The sequence below is a fragment of the Psychrobacter sp. N25K4-3-2 genome (assembly GCF_015351755.1).
Taxonomy (GTDB): Bacteria; Pseudomonadota; Gammaproteobacteria; order Pseudomonadales; family Moraxellaceae; genus Psychrobacter; species Psychrobacter glaciei.
The window spans coordinates 93,602-109,243 of record NZ_JADKLX010000005.1; the positions used below are offsets into that span (position 1 = coordinate 93,602).

Below are 15,642 nucleotides of genomic sequence, written 5' to 3' on the forward strand. Positions count from 1 at the left end.
CTCGATTAATGAGATAGGCGCTTTTTTTACTTATAAAAAAATGAAAATTGTTATTTGATATTATATTTTTTAGCAATCGCCTTACTACGTTTCTGACTCTCATTAGCAGTACAGACATTAGCGTAAATCTGGGCGTACACCACAGAATTATTCATTGGACCTTCGTATTCAAAGTCACACTTATCATTACGATCCTTTAACCATATACGCTGCTCTTTATCCAACTGCTCTTTTTGTGTCGTATTCAAAGTACGATAAGCACTCATATAAACTTTATTAAGACGATTTTTTTCGACTATAATCGCATCGTTACCACAATCATAAGCCACTTCCATATAAGCGTCTTCACAGTTATATTGATTTTCGATAAACTCCGCTTGTGCCGATTGCATGAGAGAAACAGACAAAGCAGCTACTGCTAGCGCCGTCAAAAAACCAGTTGCATCTTTCATCTCGACCTCCCAAGCAAAGCAAAATAACATTTGCCTATATAAGTATATAAACGGATTTGATGAATATTAGCAAGCACTCTTAGTCTACTGACGAATTAAGCGGCTTGGCTTCGGCAATAAGCTTATATCACTCACGCGACAAGGGTTGATATCGATACCGCCTCGGCGCGTATACCACGCACGAACCATCAGCTCGCTTGGCTCATAGTACTGACTCAAATCAGCGAATATTTGCTCCACACACTGTTCATGAAAGCCATTGTGCTGACGGAAACTTAAAATATAACGCAGCATTGCAGCTTCGTCGAATGTCTTATCACTGATAATCGAAACCGCAAGCGTGCCCCAATCGGGCTGATTGGTCACCGGACAATTACTACGCAATAGATTTGAATAAAAATTATAATGCTGAGTGCTGTCTATCTCAAAATTAGCATGCGCTTTGGCCTCACTCAATAACGATGCATCAGGATGCTCGCATAATGCGATTTTATCATTGCTACCTGCTAAGGCATCATCGATACAGACACCCTCAGGCTGAGCAATCAATAAGCCTGTTGCTTTATCATTCAGGTCATCATTTAGACCAAACAACTCAACTTGTACGTCTGCTTGCACGCAGGCGGATAAATCTTTGGCAATCAGCGTCTGCACTTCTACCCAATTAGTAAATTCAGTAAAGTTGATACTGTTTAGATATAGCTTGAGTGATTTTGACTCGACGATAAATGGAGAACTAGCGGGTATACTAAAGCGCGCGATGGCAACCTGTGAAATACCTTGCTGGTTAAGCCAAGACATCTCGAATGCCTGCCACCAATCGACGCCAACCATCAACTTATCGTCTTGCCAGCCAATAGCAGCGCGCCCCATACTGCGGGCAATAGGATACAAGGTTTCTGGACTATACTCAGTTGGATAGTCGGTGGTTTGCTCACCCAAGATGCCGTGAATACTCATCTGTCTTCCTAATATTGAACAGTTAAAAATTGATTCTAAAAATACTAATCAGACAGTGCATGCGCTGTCTTTTAAATCATAGACATCATAAGTTAAATCATAGACATTATAAACGCACACGCGAACCATCACTGAGCAGACGATAAGAGATGATATAAAACACCACACAGAATACAAAAATCGCTGCCATTGAATACCAGACATTGACATCAGAATACCCTAAAATCCCGTAGCGAAACGAGTTTACCATATAGACAATGGGATTGAGTAAGGAGACAGTTTGCCAAAATGTTGATAACCCTTCCATTGAGTAAAATACCCCACCCAAAAAAGTTAAAGGGGTTAATACAAAGCTTGGAATAATAGAAATATCATCAAATGAGCGAGCAAAGACGGCGTTAATAAAGCCGCCAAGCGAAAAGAGTATCGAAGTGCCAAGCACAGTAAATACCGTCACAAATAAATGCTCAATGCCAAGATCTGTAAAAAATAGCGCGACGATGGAGACGATAATAGCGATGGCCAAGCCGCGGAAGATACCACCGCTGACATAACCCATCAAGATAGCGTGCTTAGAGACAGGAGAAACCAACAGCTCCTCAATACTCGAAGTAAACTTGGCGCTAAAAAAGCTGGAGACCACATTAGAGTAACTATTGGTAATCACCGCCATCATAATAAGACCAGGAACGATGAATTGCATATAAGGCACACCGCCCATCTCACCCACTCTATCGCCTATCATCCTACCGAAGATAACGAAGTATAGCGTCATAGTAATTACGGGTGGCAATAAAGTCTGTGGCCAAATACGTAAAATACGGCGCACTTCTTTTAGCAAAATCGTCTGAAAAGCAATCCATTTTTTGGACCATGACATGCTGTCACTAGGGTCTACTACTATTTTCTGATTCATAGTCCTGACTCCTTCATACTGTCTCCATTCTGGATATTTTTGTCGACAAGGCGCATAAACAATTCTTCTAACCGATTGGATTTATTACGCATACTAGCAATCGTAATACCTTGCTCAGACAATTGCGCAAACACGCCATTCAATGACTCACCTTCTGTTAAGGTCACTTCAAGCGTAAAATCGTCTGGCTGCGTCACTTCGGTGACACCTGTTAATTGTAACGGATGCTCAAGCGGAGTAGAGATATCAAAGACAAAGGTCTCAACCGATAACTGTGCGAGCAAATCCTTCATATCTGTATTAATTCGAATCTCACCATGGTCTAAAATAGCGATACGCTTACAGAGTTGCTCTGCCTCTTCAAGATAATGAGTGGTCAGAATAATCGTGGTGTTCTCTTCGATATTAATCTGCTGCATGAATTCCCACATAGAACGGCGCAGCTCAATGTCTACCCCTGCGGTTGGTTCATCGAGAATCAATAATTTGGGCTTGTGGATCAATGCGCGGGCAATCATCAAACGACGTTTCATACCACCTGATAACTCGCGTGACATACTGTCGCGCTTGTCCCATAAACCAAGCGCGGTCAATAGCCTCTCGGCCCGAGGTTTTGCTTCTTTGGCAGAAATACCAAAATAGCCTGCTTGTGTAATCAGAATATCTTCGACTTTTTCGAACATATTAAAGTTAAACTCTTGCGGTACTACGCCAAGATATTGCTTAGCAACCGAAGGGTTCTCTAACAAGTCATTGCCAAAAATATGCACACTGCCTGTTGTGGGCTTAAAAAGTGAGCTGATGATGCCAATCATTGTTGATTTACCCGCCCCATTGGGACCAAGTAACGCAAAGAATCCCCCTTGTGGTACTGTGAGATCTACTCCCTTCAATGCCGAAAAGCCATTGTCATAAGTCTTGGATAAATTTTTTATCGTAAGCGCTGGTGCCTCAGACATGCAAACCTCTTTATTTGTTATAAATTTATGTGAAAATTGACTATTAAAATACTAGGGCGTGGCATCACTTAGATCGTGCGGCTTAAAATGAGAAGTACTGCTGCTAAATAAGGAGGAAATCGCTGTAGATATAAATATATTGACAAGATTTCTGACAGAATTTAACAGGCTTTAGTTATTTTAAGACCAGCAAATGTATAAATACGCTAATTGATGACAGGCCCTAATATTTGGCAGAGACAATCTAATGTCTTAAGGTGAGGCTATTAGCAACGAATTTCAACTGTGTTCTATTAGAAGCACCATATTAATAATACTCATCATTAAAAAAGCGCCTACCTCATTAAATGAAATAAGCGCTTAGTCAATGCGTATCTTAAAAGCTTAGTAAGCTATTCATCACGGTCAGTAATGGCTGAGCAACAATTAGCTGGCTTCACCAACCATATAATCTACTGCATTTTGAACTTCTTCATCAGGGATATCCGCACCACCTTTAGCAGGCATCGCGTTGAAGCCATTGATCGCATGGGTGTATAGAGTATCTTTACCTTTTGCTATACGTGGTCCCCAAGCCCCTGCATCCCCTAACATAGGTGAACCAAGCAAACCTGAAGCATGACAAGTCTGACACACGGCATTGTATACTGCTTTGCCATCGCGAGGGCCATCACCTGCCGAAGGACCTGATGAGCGTGCCGTTACATCACAAACCTCATCGTCTTCGAAACATACTGTAGCGACAGGCTGAATACGAGCAATCAAGTTAGGATACAAAGCAATGAGCTTTTGTACTTGCGGCGTATCTTGTGGAATGGGTTCTTCATCCGCCGCAGGCGCTGCTGCTGCTACTTCTTCCGTTGCCGCAGCGTCATCTGTAGTACCGTCTGCTTGCCCGCTCGCATCGACCGCAGCAGTGTCATCTGTAGTATCGGCGGCAGCTTGGGTATCATCACCTAACTGTTGTGGCGCGTTTTCGACCACATCTTGCGCTTCTGCTACATCAGAGACAGTTACAGGTGTGCCTGCAACATCTTCCGCTTGGCTCACCGCGATACTAGCAATTCCTAGAATGGCAGCTGCCGATAACATCACTACTTTTCTCATTCGTCACGTTCTCTTATTACAGATACAAGGGCTCGCATGATTTGGACATTCTGTTTATCCTCCTTCGACGACAAACATTTCGTCATCAATAGCAAACAGCCATCCCGTCAGCGCGCGCACTTGTAATCGGTGATTATAAATATGAATTTTCCCTGACATTATAAGGGAAAAGACGGGCAAATTGCCATGCTTGTTTACTGACTATCCTGTTTTTTCTTAAAAAACGTCAATAGCGGGCTTCGCTCATTGGCTTTCTGGCTTTTATTTGTTAGACTAGGCGGTCTTTATTTTTCGACAGACTGCCCTGCCAAGAATACTCAATTAAACGCAGTATTGAGCAACCTAGCAGTCAACTCGTATTATGCGCTCGTAGCTCAGTTGGATAGAGTATCGGTCTCCGAAGCCGAGGGTCGTGGGTTCGATTCCCGCCGAGCGCACCACTATTTATAGCTTAAGTTTTGTTCAAATTTCGCCTCAAGCATTATATTGTTTGAGGTTTTTTTGTGTTTGAATTTTAGATTAAGCCTTTTATTTATAAGGGCTGGCTATTTTATACATATAAAAACATAAGAGACAGTCTACTCTTTAACAATGAATGAGCTATGAGTTTGTGTGCATGCCTTCCACCTGTCAATCGATTTGCCAGCAGTTAAACTATAGGTAGCTTATTTCCCTTATCTTGATCAGTGTAGATAACAACGCAACTAACAACCTTTGATGACTGCTCCTCTACCGTATGGTAGCCTAGCTTATCCAGTATACCCACGTCTCTTGCATAACCACTTATCTGTCTAATATCATCAATGATATAGCTTAAATTCCTTTTTTGTTGATAAAGAGACTATATTTTATTAAATAACGTCGCCGATCTGCTTGATACAACACGTGGCACATTGAATAGTCATACTAAACTGAAGAAGTAGCGGTTAGTTCTTTCCGCTATGCCTGATTAGAAACAGAGCTATCTCACTAAGCTTAGAGTAACAAGCTAGACAAACTTAATCCTCGAATTGGAACACAAGCGGTCTAATGCGAGGACTTATTCAGGATTGGATAGCGATATATCTACTTCTAGGAGTCATTAAAGAGATGATTTATGAGAGAGATACAAAGGGATGTAATCACAACCGTATTAAAACTTAATAGCTCTACCTAACCACGCTACCAACTCACGGGCAGGAGCCTGACTCAAACACTGTGGACAATCAATATAGGTCATTATACAGTCATTTAAATCAGTCAACATATGCAGTAATAACCCTAAACCAATTATCTTATAGGGCTTTGGTAAAAACAACATGCCCGCATATACTGCCATCGCATAATAAGTATGTAGCGGATGGAAATTAATACTACAGCGATTGGGCGAAAAGATAGGTGTCGCTAGCAGATGATCTAAATCAACTAGCATTGTTGCTAACAGAATCAAATAAACTCGCTTATAGTCACTACGAAAAAACATATAGGCGATGATCAACGGCATGCCAAAATGTAGAAAATAATGGATAACGGTTTGACTCATCGCTTTTTCCGAACTAAGAAGGTGTTTTAAAAAGTGTTCTAAGAGTATCATACACGATCTGAGGTATACCTTCACACCTGAAAGACAAGTGCGAATCCACCACCTGGTGTACGCAAGTTAGTCACCTGACCTTGATAAACACGTGCAGCAGGCAACATACTAATCTGCCGTCGGGAGACCCCAGTAAACGGCGTTTCGGTCTGATAATAACGAACGAGTAAACATGGAACTGTATTTATTGCTATGGCTATTTTTGGAGGAATGATGACTCTTGTAAGCCAATCCCGCCGAGCAGCAACATCAGCAGTGCTTGCCCTGATGGTATGGAGCGTAAGTTTCTTTCTCCATTTTTTTTGGGAGATGGCACAGGTACCGTTCTTCTCCGGCATGGCCGAAGCGAGACACTGGGACGTGGTCTGGCTTTGTACACGTGCGACCGTCGGTGATGCCAATATTGCTTTTGGCGCTTACGTGCTTGCGGCATTGTTTGTAAAAGATTGGCTCTGGATTGCAAAGCCGTGGCGTCTGTCGACTTTATCGATATACCTTGCCGTTGGCCTGACCATAACAATACTCTTTGAATACTGGGCAACTGGCGCTGGCCAAAGGTGGAATTATAGTGGGCTGATGCCTGATGTTCCGTTACTAAGCATAGGTGCGTTGCCGCTCGTTCAGTGGGTGGTCATTCCGATACTGTTAATCTACACTGTCAAATGGATGTTCTTAGGTTGGCAGATATCCAAGTAATAGAGGTTAGCATTAAAGGCAGTTGGTGCTATTTAGTTCACTACACCATTACACTTGGAAAACAGGCGCAAATCCACCCCCTGGTGTACGAAAATTAGTCACCTGACCTTGATAGATACGCCCAGCAGTTAGTAACAGCTGTCCTGCATAGGTATAGAGACGTATATCTACCTTTTTGGTCGTCACAACATCATCGATTTTTATTGATCGCTCTCCTGCAGGAACAAAGGTCTGTGCGATATAATCCTCATCCAGAATGTTCTCAAAAACGCGTCGAGTCAGCTTGCTACCGCGATAGACCCCTTTGCTTCCATGACCAGCAACTGGCTTAAAAAACAGCTGTCGCCGAGTACGCCACAACTCTGCTGCCTCGTCTTTTGATACAAGCTTAGTCTTTGGTACAGACTTTTCAAGGTACCTCGCTGCAGCCTCATCTAGTCCCCAAGCGCGCAATGTCTGCGGATCGGATAGTAAGGCTAAGTTACGCTTATTCGCAAATATAGCATGCACATGGGGATTGGGTGTCACCACCACAGCATCCTCTAGATAGGCACTTTTAAGCACGGCGTGATTAGGGTTTTCAAATGCAAAGTCGACCAACCGATTATAGATCATATCAATGGGCTTACCATGCGCTGTCAGCTTGCCATCAACATAGTTAAGTTCAGACGGATCAAGTATAACAGTATCAATGCCCTTAGCTTGAAGTAGTCGGCAAGCCAGCTGAAACTCTAAATACATGAACTGGCTTTTGGGATCATTATCGATAATAGCTATGCGATTAGGCATGGCAGTAGCCGATTGTCGCTGCCACTCTTGTATGAACATGTTAGTGACGGCTTCTTCAAACCCATCAAGCATTTTAGTAGTCTCAGCACTTTGCTCGGAAGGGTGGCAGCATTGTTTTTGTGCGCGGGCAAGTGCTACGTTTAAAAATGCGCCTCCAGCGTTAGTATTGATCTCAATAAGTTGAGGGCCATCGCTACCTAAGTGAAAGTCATAACCCATAAAGGCTCCTATTGGCCCTGGATCGAAAGCAGCAATTTTGGGTGCCCATGACAATACTTGCTGTTGGTAAGATGGAAGTTTAGCAGCCGACTCAATAGCTGCGACGATTCGCACCATTGTCTCTATCTCTGTTTTAGGGACAAACACCGGTGTTGCTGAAAAAATCTTATTAAGCTCATTAGCTCCTATTGGGTTGTCTCTAGTGTCTGACAATTGATTTTGAAGGATAATATTAAGTACTTTACGATCTAAAGTACGGCAATAGCACTCTTTATTAAGTTGATCTGCAAGATTGTCATTCACTTTATCTTGGTTATTGCTTAGGTGTTCCATTTAAATCTCATTACTAAGTTTAGTGGGTATGCTGATAAGGTTTAGAAAACAGCCAAAGTAAAAAAGGTATTTGAAATGTTTAAGATAAGGTTGTTTTTATAGTTGTTTTATAAAATAGTCATTGTGCGCTATAGCTATTTTGCGAGGTTAGACAGTTTTATGTTCTTCTTTGATTAACATTTTTGCTAAAAACAAACCTAACTCGAACAGTAGCCACATCGGAATCGCTAGCAATAGCATAGATATGCCGTCAGGCGGTGTTACTACCGCTGCAACCGCAAAGCAGCCGACAATAATATAACGACGCTTGTCTGCTAAATTCTGAGTAGAAACGATTCCAACCATTATCAGTAGTAAGGTAACCACTGGAATCTCAAAAGTCAGTCCAAACACCATAAACAACTTGAGGGCAAAGCTCAGATAACTATCAATATCGGTCATCGGTATAACGTTCTGCGGCGCGAATAGGATAAAAAATTTCAATACACCTTTGAGCACGACAAAGTAGGCAAAAGCAACCCCCGTATAAAATAGAAATATCGAAGACAACAGCACAGGAATAGCAATTTTCTTCTCTTTTTTATATAAGCCAGAAGCTATAAATGACCAAATTTGATACAAGATATAAGGCATTGCTAAAAATGCGGCGACGAATATCGTTAAGCGAATGGGAGCCATAAAGTTTGACGTTATATCAGTGGCAATCATGGTCGAATTGATGGGTAACTGAGCCACTAATGGGTCTGATAAAAGATTATAAAGCTCGCGTGAAAATCCTACCAATACTAAGAATATAATTAAGACGGCCACGCATATTTTGATGAGATGCTTGCGCAGCTCTATTAAATGTTCGGTAATAGGCATATCACTGAGCGTACCTAACCTATCTCCAGACTCATTATTCTGTGTTGTATCTGTTGGCGCCTCAAGTTCCGTAGCAGCGATTTTTTCTTGTCGACTTTTTCGCTTTTCAAATAGGCTCACTGATCCGCCTCCTGTTTAATGAACGAGGAGGAAGTATTCGGTTGATGCTCTTTATCATAAGAGGTGATTGGTTGATGTGAAGCATCTAAGCTTTGGTTCTGCGAGTCTTCAAACTTTTGCATACTACCGCGCATCTCTGCTAGTTCACGCTTCATATCTGACTCAGTCTGACGAATTTTTGCAAGCTCATTTTGCATTTGTTGGCGCGTTTCAGCCAGATCAAGCTCAGCTTCTATTTCAGACTGTAGAGTGGATACTGTACGGCGCAGTTTGGCATACCATTGCCCAGCCGTACGCGCGGCCTGCGGCAGTTTTTCTGGGCCCAATACGATTAAGGCTATGACGCCAAACAAGAGTAACTCGGAAAATCCGATATCAAACATAACAGTCACATATATTAAAAGACTATTTAGTGCCGCTAATTATAAGCGGCTCGCTTCATACTTTGTGCTGATCATCAGTGGTGACAGGGCTGATTTCTGTACCATCAGCCTGAGCCCCTACCTGCGTATTTAAATCATTACTTGTAGCTGGCGTACTATTTTCATGGTCAAGTGAACGATTATTGCGAGCACGCTCGGTTTCTTCATCTTTGACTGCTTCTTTAAAACCCTTTACTGCACCGCCTAAATCTTTACCAGCATTTTTAAGCTTAGCGGTGCCAAATACGACCACCACCACAACCAATAAAATCAGCCAATGTGTAATAGAAAAACTACCCATAACGATATCCTTATTTTTAAATTCTAATAAAACCCGTATTGGGCATTACGTTTTGACAATTTTTCCTAACATTCATATCACAAGTCTAACCTACGTAGTCTAAGCGCGTTAACAATCACCGAGAATGACGACAAGCTCATAGCTGCCGCTGCTATCATTGGACTAAGTAGAAGCCCAAATACGGGATAGAGCACACCTGCGGCAATTGGGACACCAAGTGCATTGTAAATAAAGGCAAAAAACAGGTTCTGTCTGATATTGCGCATGGTGGCGTGGCTAAGCTTATAAGCTTTAGCAATACCCATTAAATCACCTTTTAGCAGGGTAATACCCGCACTCTCCATCGCCACATCTGTTCCTGTACCCATAGCGATACCAACATTCGCCTGCGCTAGTGCGGGCGCATCGTTGATACCGTCACCTGCCATTGCTACCAATTTACCGCTATCTTGCATCTCTTTGACGATACGGTTTTTGTCCTCTGGTGAGACGTCGGCATGGACTTCATCGATACCTAATTTATTGGCGACTGCCTGCGCGGTTTTTTCGTTATCACCCGTTAGCATGACGACTTTTAGTCCCGCGTCATGAAGCAGTGAAATAGCCTCTTTGGTGCTTGGTTTAATAGGGTCAGCAACTGAAATAATACCAGCAGCTTTACCATCTATAGCCACAAACATTACCGTTTCACCGTCTTTTCTACGGACATCAGCTTTAATGGACAGCTCATTATCAAAACTATTTAGGCTTTCCATAAGCTTAGAGTTACCAATAGCGACGTTCTTACCATCGACCACGGCTTGTACGCCTTCGCCAGTAGTCGAATTAAAGTCAGTAGCTTTAGGAATAATGAGTGATCTTTCTTGAGCCGCTCTAACGATAGCTTCTGCCAAAGGATGCTCGCTGGCACTTTCTACTGCGGCTACCAATGCGAGGAACTCGTCTTCATCTTGACCTACCTGCGCGTCAATTGCAGTAAGCTCGGGCTTACCAGCGGTCAATGTTCCGGTCTTGTCGACGACAATAGTATCGACTTTTTCCATACTCTCTAACGCTTCAGCATTTTTGATGAGGACGCCGTTTTGTGCGCCTTTGCCAGTACCAACCATGATTGACATCGGCGTCGCCAGACCAAGGGCACAAGGACAAGCAATAATCAGTACCGCAATCGCATTAACCAAAGCATAAGCCATAGCGGGCTCAGGGCCGAATATCGCCCAGACAATAAAGGTAATGACGGAGCAGATAAGCACAATCGGTACGAACCACCCAGCTACCTTATCTACCAATTTCTGTATAGGTGCGCGGCTACGCTGAGCTTCAGCAACCATTTGTACAATTTTGGATAATACCGAATCTGCTCCAACATTGACCGCTTCGATCAATAGTGTTCCGGTGCCATTCACCGTACCGCCAGTGACTGTATCTCCTTGTGCTTTTGATACAGGGATTGGCTCACCCGTTACCATTGATTCATCAACATTACTATTGCCATCGATCACTGTACCATCTACGGGTAGTTTCTCACCCGGTTTAACCCGTAGCTTATCGCCAGTGACGACCTCATCAAGCGAGACTTCGACTTCGTTGCCATTTTCATCGACACGTCTTGCAGTCGGCGGTGCGAGCTCAAGCAATGCTCGAATCGCGCCTGAAGTTTGACTTCTGGCTTTGAGCTCTAATACTTGACCCAAAAGTACTAAGGTTACAATGACAGCTGCCGCTTCGTAATACACACCGACTTGACCATTAGCGTCTCTGAAACTGTCTGGGAAAATATTGGGAAAAAAAGTCGCGACAATACTAAAAATATAAGCAGCGCCTACGCCTATCGCAATCAAAGTAAACATATTGAGATTGCGACTTTTTATAGACTGCCAACCACGGACAAAAAACGGGGCGGCGCCCCAAAGCACGACAGGGGTCGCAAGCACTAACTCAGCCCATTGTAAGATCTGTGATGAGATACCATACTGACTGAAATTAACTACGTTTACGTCAAACATACCGCTCATCACATATATTAATAGCGGTACAGTCAGTACTGTACAAACCCAGAATCGACGAGTCATATCATCGAGCTCTGAGGTATCTTCTTCACCGATAGTAAGCGTTTCAGGCTCAAGTGCCATGCCGCATATTGGACAGCCACTATTCTCAACATCTCTGACTTCAGGGTGCATAGGACAGGTGTAGACCGTGCCATCATAATCAGCAGGAACTTTGTCGTATTTACCGCCTTTGATAGATTTTACATCAGTGCTGTTAGAAGTATCCGCTCCATGACCATGACAACTTGCATGACTGTCTTCATCAACAACCTCGTCTTCAGGTTTAAGGAACATGCCGCATATCGGACAATCGCTCTTTTCAGTATCCCTGACCTCAGGATGCATCGGGCAGGTATAAACGGTTCCGCTATAATTTTCTGGTACTTTATCGTACTTACTATCTTCAGTAGAATGGGCATCGGTATTTGACGGGCTATGGCAGCTTGTATGGTCATCTTTCATTGCTACCATCTCGGTAACAGTGTCTTCAGGTTTAAGAGACATTTTGCATATGGGACAGCCGCTATCTGTAACGTCTCTCACTTCGGGATGCATAGGACAGGTATAAACGGTTCCGCTATAGCCAGTTGGCACCTTATCGTAAGTGATATCTTTATTAGGTTCTATGCCTGTATTCACTGTACCGTCACAGCAATCATGGTCTTCGCTGTTCGAAGTATTTTTTGTCGTATCGTGTTTCATGACTATGTTCCCGTTATTGATTGCAATGATAGTTTAGGGCTAAGTCGCCAGCTTTTGATCCCATCCAAGATTAGGGCACTGTTCGTCGTTCTAAGCATAGCTGACCTATCTGAGCCGAAGATTCAATGGCTACGCTAGACTCATCCTGCTTTGGCAAACCAGCGATATAGCGGTACAAACACAATCGCAAAATACCAACCATAAAGATAGGATTCGACAAATCCAATTAGGAAACCTGACCATGTCAGCCATTCAAAACCAGGTAGCAGCGGTGCCCAAGCCTCATGCATACTTATCTGCTCAGGTGCGAGTAGGCCAAAGCCTATGCACAAGAGATAGCTGATGAGCAGAAACAGAGACACACTGTTGCCCACAGAGCCAATTCCTAAAGTATTCGCTTTTGAATTCACTTCGTTCATCTTGACTCTCCTTAGTTTTACAAAACACATTCCATGCTAGCTCACCGACCGTTTGATTATCTATTTCAACTATAAACACTTGGTGTGAGTTAAATTTTCATGCTGAATTGACATCACTTTTTAACTTGTGAGGCGGCAGCCAGCTGGCGCCAACGTCCCCAACGGGGGATGAACATCGGCACTTGCCGTTTATAGGCAAGGTAGTCTTCACCAAATGTTTCGAGCATATGTTGTTCCTCACGTCGAGCGAGCCATGTATACACTAGTATGATCACTGGAAATAGAACGATTGAGAATAGCGTTGGCCAATGCACTACGCCTTCCCCGAATAGCGCAATAAACAGCCCAGTGTACTGGGGATGTCGCACGTAGGCATAAAGTCCTTCAGTCATTAGGCGATTTTCGACCCGTGCTTTATGGACTTGGCGCCAACCTTGAGCAAAAAGACCAACTCCTAAAAATGCAATAGCATAGCCAAGTAGCATTGAGATCATCATGCCCGTCTCACCTAGACCAACAAGAGTTGACCATAAACTGGCACTGACATATTCGCTATCCAAACCAAAGAAACGGATCAATAAATAAATGGTGAGCGGAAAGCCATACATCTCTGCGTAGAGCGCGATAATAAAAGCCTGAACTACGCCGGCTCCAGCCCATTCACGCCAGTTCTTCGGTGCGAAATAACGGTAAAAGAACCAAGAAATCAAAACAATAACAATTAGCGCGATGCCCCAAGCGCCAGCGTGTTCAAATAGTTCATTCACAACGCTTTTTCCCTGCTTTCTTTGCGCAAATATTTCAGAATTGCCATAATAGCCAACACGAGCACGGTGAGAAACAGTACAGCAAATAGCATACAGATAATCACACCGCCCCAGCCCATGCCTTGCATCATTGTTTCATTCATCATAGCATATCCCTACAGCTAGTAATGTTATTGTCAATGCTGGTGTGCAAGCGCATCATTTTCTATAGCCTTTTTCCTTGCTGACGACTTGAGGTAAATCTGCTCAGCCACAGCAATCACTATAATAGTGACAATTGCCACGCCAATCACAAATGGATCTGAATTCAGTTTAATCCAGACAAAGCCCCCGAGAACCAAAAGATCAAGAAGTATGGCCACTGCCGGTACCCATATCACAGCTTTCACGTCTTGCCGAAGGTATCGCAGAACACCCCAATGAATGGCAATATCCATGATTAGATAAAAAACAATCCCAAGCGCTGCAATCCGTGACAAATCAAACAATGTCGTGAAAGCCAATCCTAGAACTACGGTATAGACGAGCGTGTGTTTTTGAACGCTTCCTGGCATCCCTAAATGACGATGGGGTACTAGCTTCATTTCGGTCAACATAGCAAGCATCCGCGAGACTGCAAAGATACTAGCAAGGAGACCGCCAGCGGTAGCTACCATTGCGATTGCCACTGTGAACCACAGACCATAATCGCCAAGCGCTGGCCGTGCTGCAGCAGCCAAGGAATAGTCTTTGGTTTCAATAATTTCGGCAAGAGATAGATTGCTTGCTACAGCGAAACCCACAAGTGTATAAATCACTACGCAGATTGCAATCGAAATAACGATAGCCCGACCAACATTACGATGTGGATCTTTTACCTCTGAGCCACTATTAGCTATTGTGGTAAAGCCCTTAAATGCCAGTATACCTAGCGCCGTTGCGCCAAGAAAATTACCAACGGTACTCGCATCGCCTAAAGTAGAAGAGTCAACTGCAAGACTATCGGCCAGCCATACACCTACCAATCCAAAAACGAGAATACCGACAATCTTTAGGATACCGATAAAGGAGGCGACCCCTTGGATCCAACGATTACTGAGTAGGTTAATTAGAAATGCGGCAAGAATAAGTGCTGCGCCAAGGACGGACACCATACGGCCACTATCATCACCACCGAACAGCTGCATCGTATATGACCCGAACGTCCGAGCCAGAAAGCTCTGTGCAATAACCATAGAAAAATACATCAGTAAGGCGTTAAACCCGGTTGGCAAACGATCTCCGTATGCCTGATGCAAGTACATCGCAACACCACCAGCTGACGGATAGGCGTTAGATATTTTGATATAGGAATAGGCACTAAAAGAAACAACGATTGCAGCAGCCAAAAAAGCCAATGGGAAAAGCGAACCTGTCATCTGAGCCATCTGCCCAGTCAATGCAAAAATACCGGCGCCAATCATGACACCGGTACCTAGCATAACTGTGCCTGATAAGGTTAGGCTATCTTGCTGATAACGAGTCGTTCTGTTTTGTTCCATGCCTATTAATCCTTTCACTACCTTTTTGACTAGTAGGATTTTGAATCTGCGGTGGATGAGAACTTTGAGTGAAGGGACCTACATGAGTACTGTAACCATTCGATAGATTACTATTTCCTTAGTTTAAAACACTCTTATAATCTTTTACTCTAGATCTGTGATAAGCGCTTGCATCTCAGCGATTTCACGCTTTTGCGCTTTTATAATATCGTCAGCAAGCTGTTGTACACGCGGATCTTCAATATCAGCACGACTACTGGTTAAAATAGCAATCGAGTGATGCGGTATCATCGCTTGCATCCAATCGACTTGATCGACAGTCGCTTGAGATCTAACGCCCCAAATACCAACAGCAAACATCAATACGCTCAGACCATAGATCATCAAATTGACCCTGGTCTTCTTATACATATTGGTCATAAATGCCAACATGACCACTGCCATACCGGCACCCATGTAGAGCGCCATATAA

General features: G+C 43.4%; 17 protein-coding genes and 1 tRNA gene. 2 read left to right on the plus strand and 16 right to left on the minus strand.

The genetic code is table 11. The features are described 5' to 3' along the window. Positions 1 to 50: 50 nt before the first annotated feature. From IOD06_RS11950 to IOD06_RS11970, 5 genes are all read right to left on the minus strand, one after another. Entirely contained in the window at positions 51 to 452 is a 402-nt protein-coding gene (locus tag IOD06_RS11950; RefSeq protein WP_194621043.1) for a lysozyme inhibitor LprI family protein, read from the minus strand. 84 nt (positions 453 to 536) lie between these two features. Then, positions 537 to 1,412: an NADPH-dependent 7-cyano-7-deazaguanine reductase QueF gene (gene queF / locus IOD06_RS11955; RefSeq protein WP_194621044.1), complete on the minus strand. Its 876-nt coding sequence runs from the start codon at positions 1,410 to 1,412 to the stop codon at positions 537 to 539. 106 nt (positions 1,413 to 1,518) lie between these two features. Continuing rightward, positions 1,519 to 2,292 carry an ABC transporter permease gene (locus tag IOD06_RS11960; protein ID WP_189586377.1) on the minus strand — a complete coding sequence of 258 codons (774 nt, stop codon included), beginning with the start codon at positions 2,290 to 2,292 and terminating at the stop codon, positions 1,519 to 1,521. 32 nt (positions 2,293 to 2,324) lie between these two features. Then, the gene (locus IOD06_RS11965) at positions 2,325 to 3,287 is read right to left on the minus strand and encodes an ABC transporter ATP-binding protein (RefSeq protein WP_189586204.1); all 963 of its coding nucleotides are present in this window, start codon (positions 3,285 to 3,287) and stop codon (positions 2,325 to 2,327) included. 426 nt (positions 3,288 to 3,713) lie between these two features. Further along, positions 3,714 to 4,394, minus strand: coding sequence for a cytochrome c5 family protein (locus tag IOD06_RS11970; protein ID WP_194621045.1), 681 nt, complete (start codon positions 4,392 to 4,394; stop codon positions 3,714 to 3,716). 363 nt (positions 4,395 to 4,757) lie between these two features. Here IOD06_RS11970 and IOD06_RS11975 point away from each other — a divergent pair. Further along, positions 4,758 to 4,834 (plus strand) — tRNA-Arg (locus IOD06_RS11975). 692 nt (positions 4,835 to 5,526) lie between these two features. Here IOD06_RS11975 and IOD06_RS11980 read toward each other — a convergent pair. After that, positions 5,527 to 5,916: a DUF6122 family protein gene (locus IOD06_RS11980; protein ID WP_194621046.1), complete on the minus strand. Its 390-nt coding sequence runs from the start codon at positions 5,914 to 5,916 to the stop codon at positions 5,527 to 5,529. A gap of 387 nt (positions 5,917 to 6,303) precedes the next feature. Here IOD06_RS11980 and IOD06_RS11985 point away from each other — a divergent pair, with 387 nt between their 5' ends. Further along, positions 6,304 to 6,663 (plus strand): hypothetical protein, encoded by a 360-nt coding sequence (locus IOD06_RS11985; RefSeq protein ID WP_227670038.1) that lies wholly within the window; start codon positions 6,304 to 6,306, stop codon positions 6,661 to 6,663. 48 nt (positions 6,664 to 6,711) lie between these two features. Here the strand turns inward: IOD06_RS11985 and IOD06_RS11990 are convergent, their stop codons facing one another. The 10 genes from IOD06_RS11990 to IOD06_RS12035 all read right to left on the minus strand — a co-directional run. Beyond that, on the minus strand, positions 6,712 to 8,004 hold the full coding sequence (locus IOD06_RS11990; RefSeq protein ID WP_194621047.1) for a hypothetical protein: 1,293 nt from the start codon (positions 8,002 to 8,004) through the stop codon (positions 6,712 to 6,714). Between the two features lie 147 nt (positions 8,005 to 8,151). Continuing rightward, entirely contained in the window at positions 8,152 to 8,988 is an 837-nt protein-coding gene (gene tatC, locus IOD06_RS11995) for a twin-arginine translocase subunit TatC (protein ID WP_194621048.1), read from the minus strand. Continuing rightward, on the minus strand, positions 8,985 to 9,371 hold the full coding sequence (gene tatB / locus IOD06_RS12000; RefSeq protein WP_194621049.1) for a Sec-independent protein translocase protein TatB: 387 nt from the start codon (positions 9,369 to 9,371) through the stop codon (positions 8,985 to 8,987). The genes tatC and tatB overlap by 4 nt, the downstream gene beginning before the upstream one ends. 55 nt (positions 9,372 to 9,426) lie before the next feature. Continuing rightward, entirely contained in the window at positions 9,427 to 9,711 is a 285-nt protein-coding gene (gene tatA / locus IOD06_RS12005) for a Sec-independent protein translocase subunit TatA (protein WP_194621050.1), read from the minus strand. A gap of 77 nt (positions 9,712 to 9,788) precedes the next feature. Continuing rightward, positions 9,789 to 12,464, minus strand: a complete 2,676-nt coding sequence (locus IOD06_RS12010; protein WP_265087676.1) for a copper-translocating P-type ATPase — start codon at positions 12,462 to 12,464, stop codon at positions 9,789 to 9,791. A gap of 140 nt (positions 12,465 to 12,604) precedes the next feature. Beyond that, positions 12,605 to 12,883, minus strand: a complete 279-nt coding sequence (locus IOD06_RS12015; protein ID WP_194621051.1) for a DUF5676 family membrane protein — start codon at positions 12,881 to 12,883, stop codon at positions 12,605 to 12,607. 113 nt (positions 12,884 to 12,996) lie between these two features. After that, entirely contained in the window at positions 12,997 to 13,650 is a 654-nt protein-coding gene (locus IOD06_RS13800) for an isoprenylcysteine carboxylmethyltransferase family protein (RefSeq protein ID WP_194621052.1), read from the minus strand. Next, positions 13,647 to 13,796, minus strand: coding sequence for a hypothetical protein (locus IOD06_RS12025; RefSeq protein ID WP_194621053.1), 150 nt, complete (start codon positions 13,794 to 13,796; stop codon positions 13,647 to 13,649). The genes IOD06_RS13800 and IOD06_RS12025 overlap by 4 nt, the downstream gene beginning before the upstream one ends. 30 nt (positions 13,797 to 13,826) lie before the next feature. Next, positions 13,827 to 15,170: an APC family permease gene (locus IOD06_RS12030; protein WP_227670039.1), complete on the minus strand. Its 1,344-nt coding sequence runs from the start codon at positions 15,168 to 15,170 to the stop codon at positions 13,827 to 13,829. 144 nt (positions 15,171 to 15,314) lie between these two features. Then, positions 15,315 to 15,642 (minus strand): DUF305 domain-containing protein (locus IOD06_RS12035; protein WP_194621054.1); only part of this gene is annotated, 328 nt, incomplete at its 5' end.

Bases quoted from the DNA above. Each gene is read 5' to 3' on its own strand.
- tatA (WP_194621050.1), bottom strand. From the start codon at position 9,711: ATGGGTAGTTTTTCTATTACACATTGGCTGATTTTATTGGTTGTGGTG.
- IOD06_RS12025 (WP_194621053.1), bottom strand. From the start codon at position 13,796: ATGATGAATGAAACAATGATGCAAGGCATGGGCTGGGGCGGTGTGATT.
- IOD06_RS11985 (WP_227670038.1), top strand. From the start codon at position 6,304: ATGGCCGAAGCGAGACACTGGGACGTGGTCTGGCTTTGTACACGTGCG.
- IOD06_RS11970 (WP_194621045.1), bottom strand. From the start codon at position 4,394: ATGAGAAAAGTAGTGATGTTATCGGCAGCTGCCATTCTAGGAATTGCT.
- queF (WP_194621044.1), bottom strand. From the start codon at position 1,412: ATGAGTATTCACGGCATCTTGGGTGAGCAAACCACCGACTATCCAACT.
- IOD06_RS11980 (WP_194621046.1), bottom strand. From the start codon at position 5,916: ATGAGTCAAACCGTTATCCATTATTTTCTACATTTTGGCATGCCGTTG.
- tatB (WP_194621049.1), bottom strand. From the start codon at position 9,371: ATGTTTGATATCGGATTTTCCGAGTTACTCTTGTTTGGCGTCATAGCC.
- IOD06_RS11965 (WP_189586204.1), bottom strand. From the start codon at position 3,287: ATGTCTGAGGCACCAGCGCTTACGATAAAAAATTTATCCAAGACTTAT.
- IOD06_RS12030 (WP_227670039.1), bottom strand. From the start codon at position 15,170: ATGGAACAAAACAGAACGACTCGTTATCAGCAAGATAGCCTAACCTTA.
- IOD06_RS12010 (WP_265087676.1), bottom strand. From the start codon at position 12,464: ATGAAACACGATACGACAAAAAATACTTCGAACAGCGAAGACCATGAT.
- IOD06_RS11950 (WP_194621043.1), bottom strand. From the start codon at position 452: ATGAAAGATGCAACTGGTTTTTTGACGGCGCTAGCAGTAGCTGCTTTG.
- IOD06_RS11960 (WP_189586377.1), bottom strand. From the start codon at position 2,292: ATGTCATGGTCCAAAAAATGGATTGCTTTTCAGACGATTTTGCTAAAA.
- IOD06_RS11990 (WP_194621047.1), bottom strand. From the start codon at position 8,004: ATGGAACACCTAAGCAATAACCAAGATAAAGTGAATGACAATCTTGCA.
- IOD06_RS12015 (WP_194621051.1), bottom strand. From the start codon at position 12,883: ATGAACGAAGTGAATTCAAAAGCGAATACTTTAGGAATTGGCTCTGTG.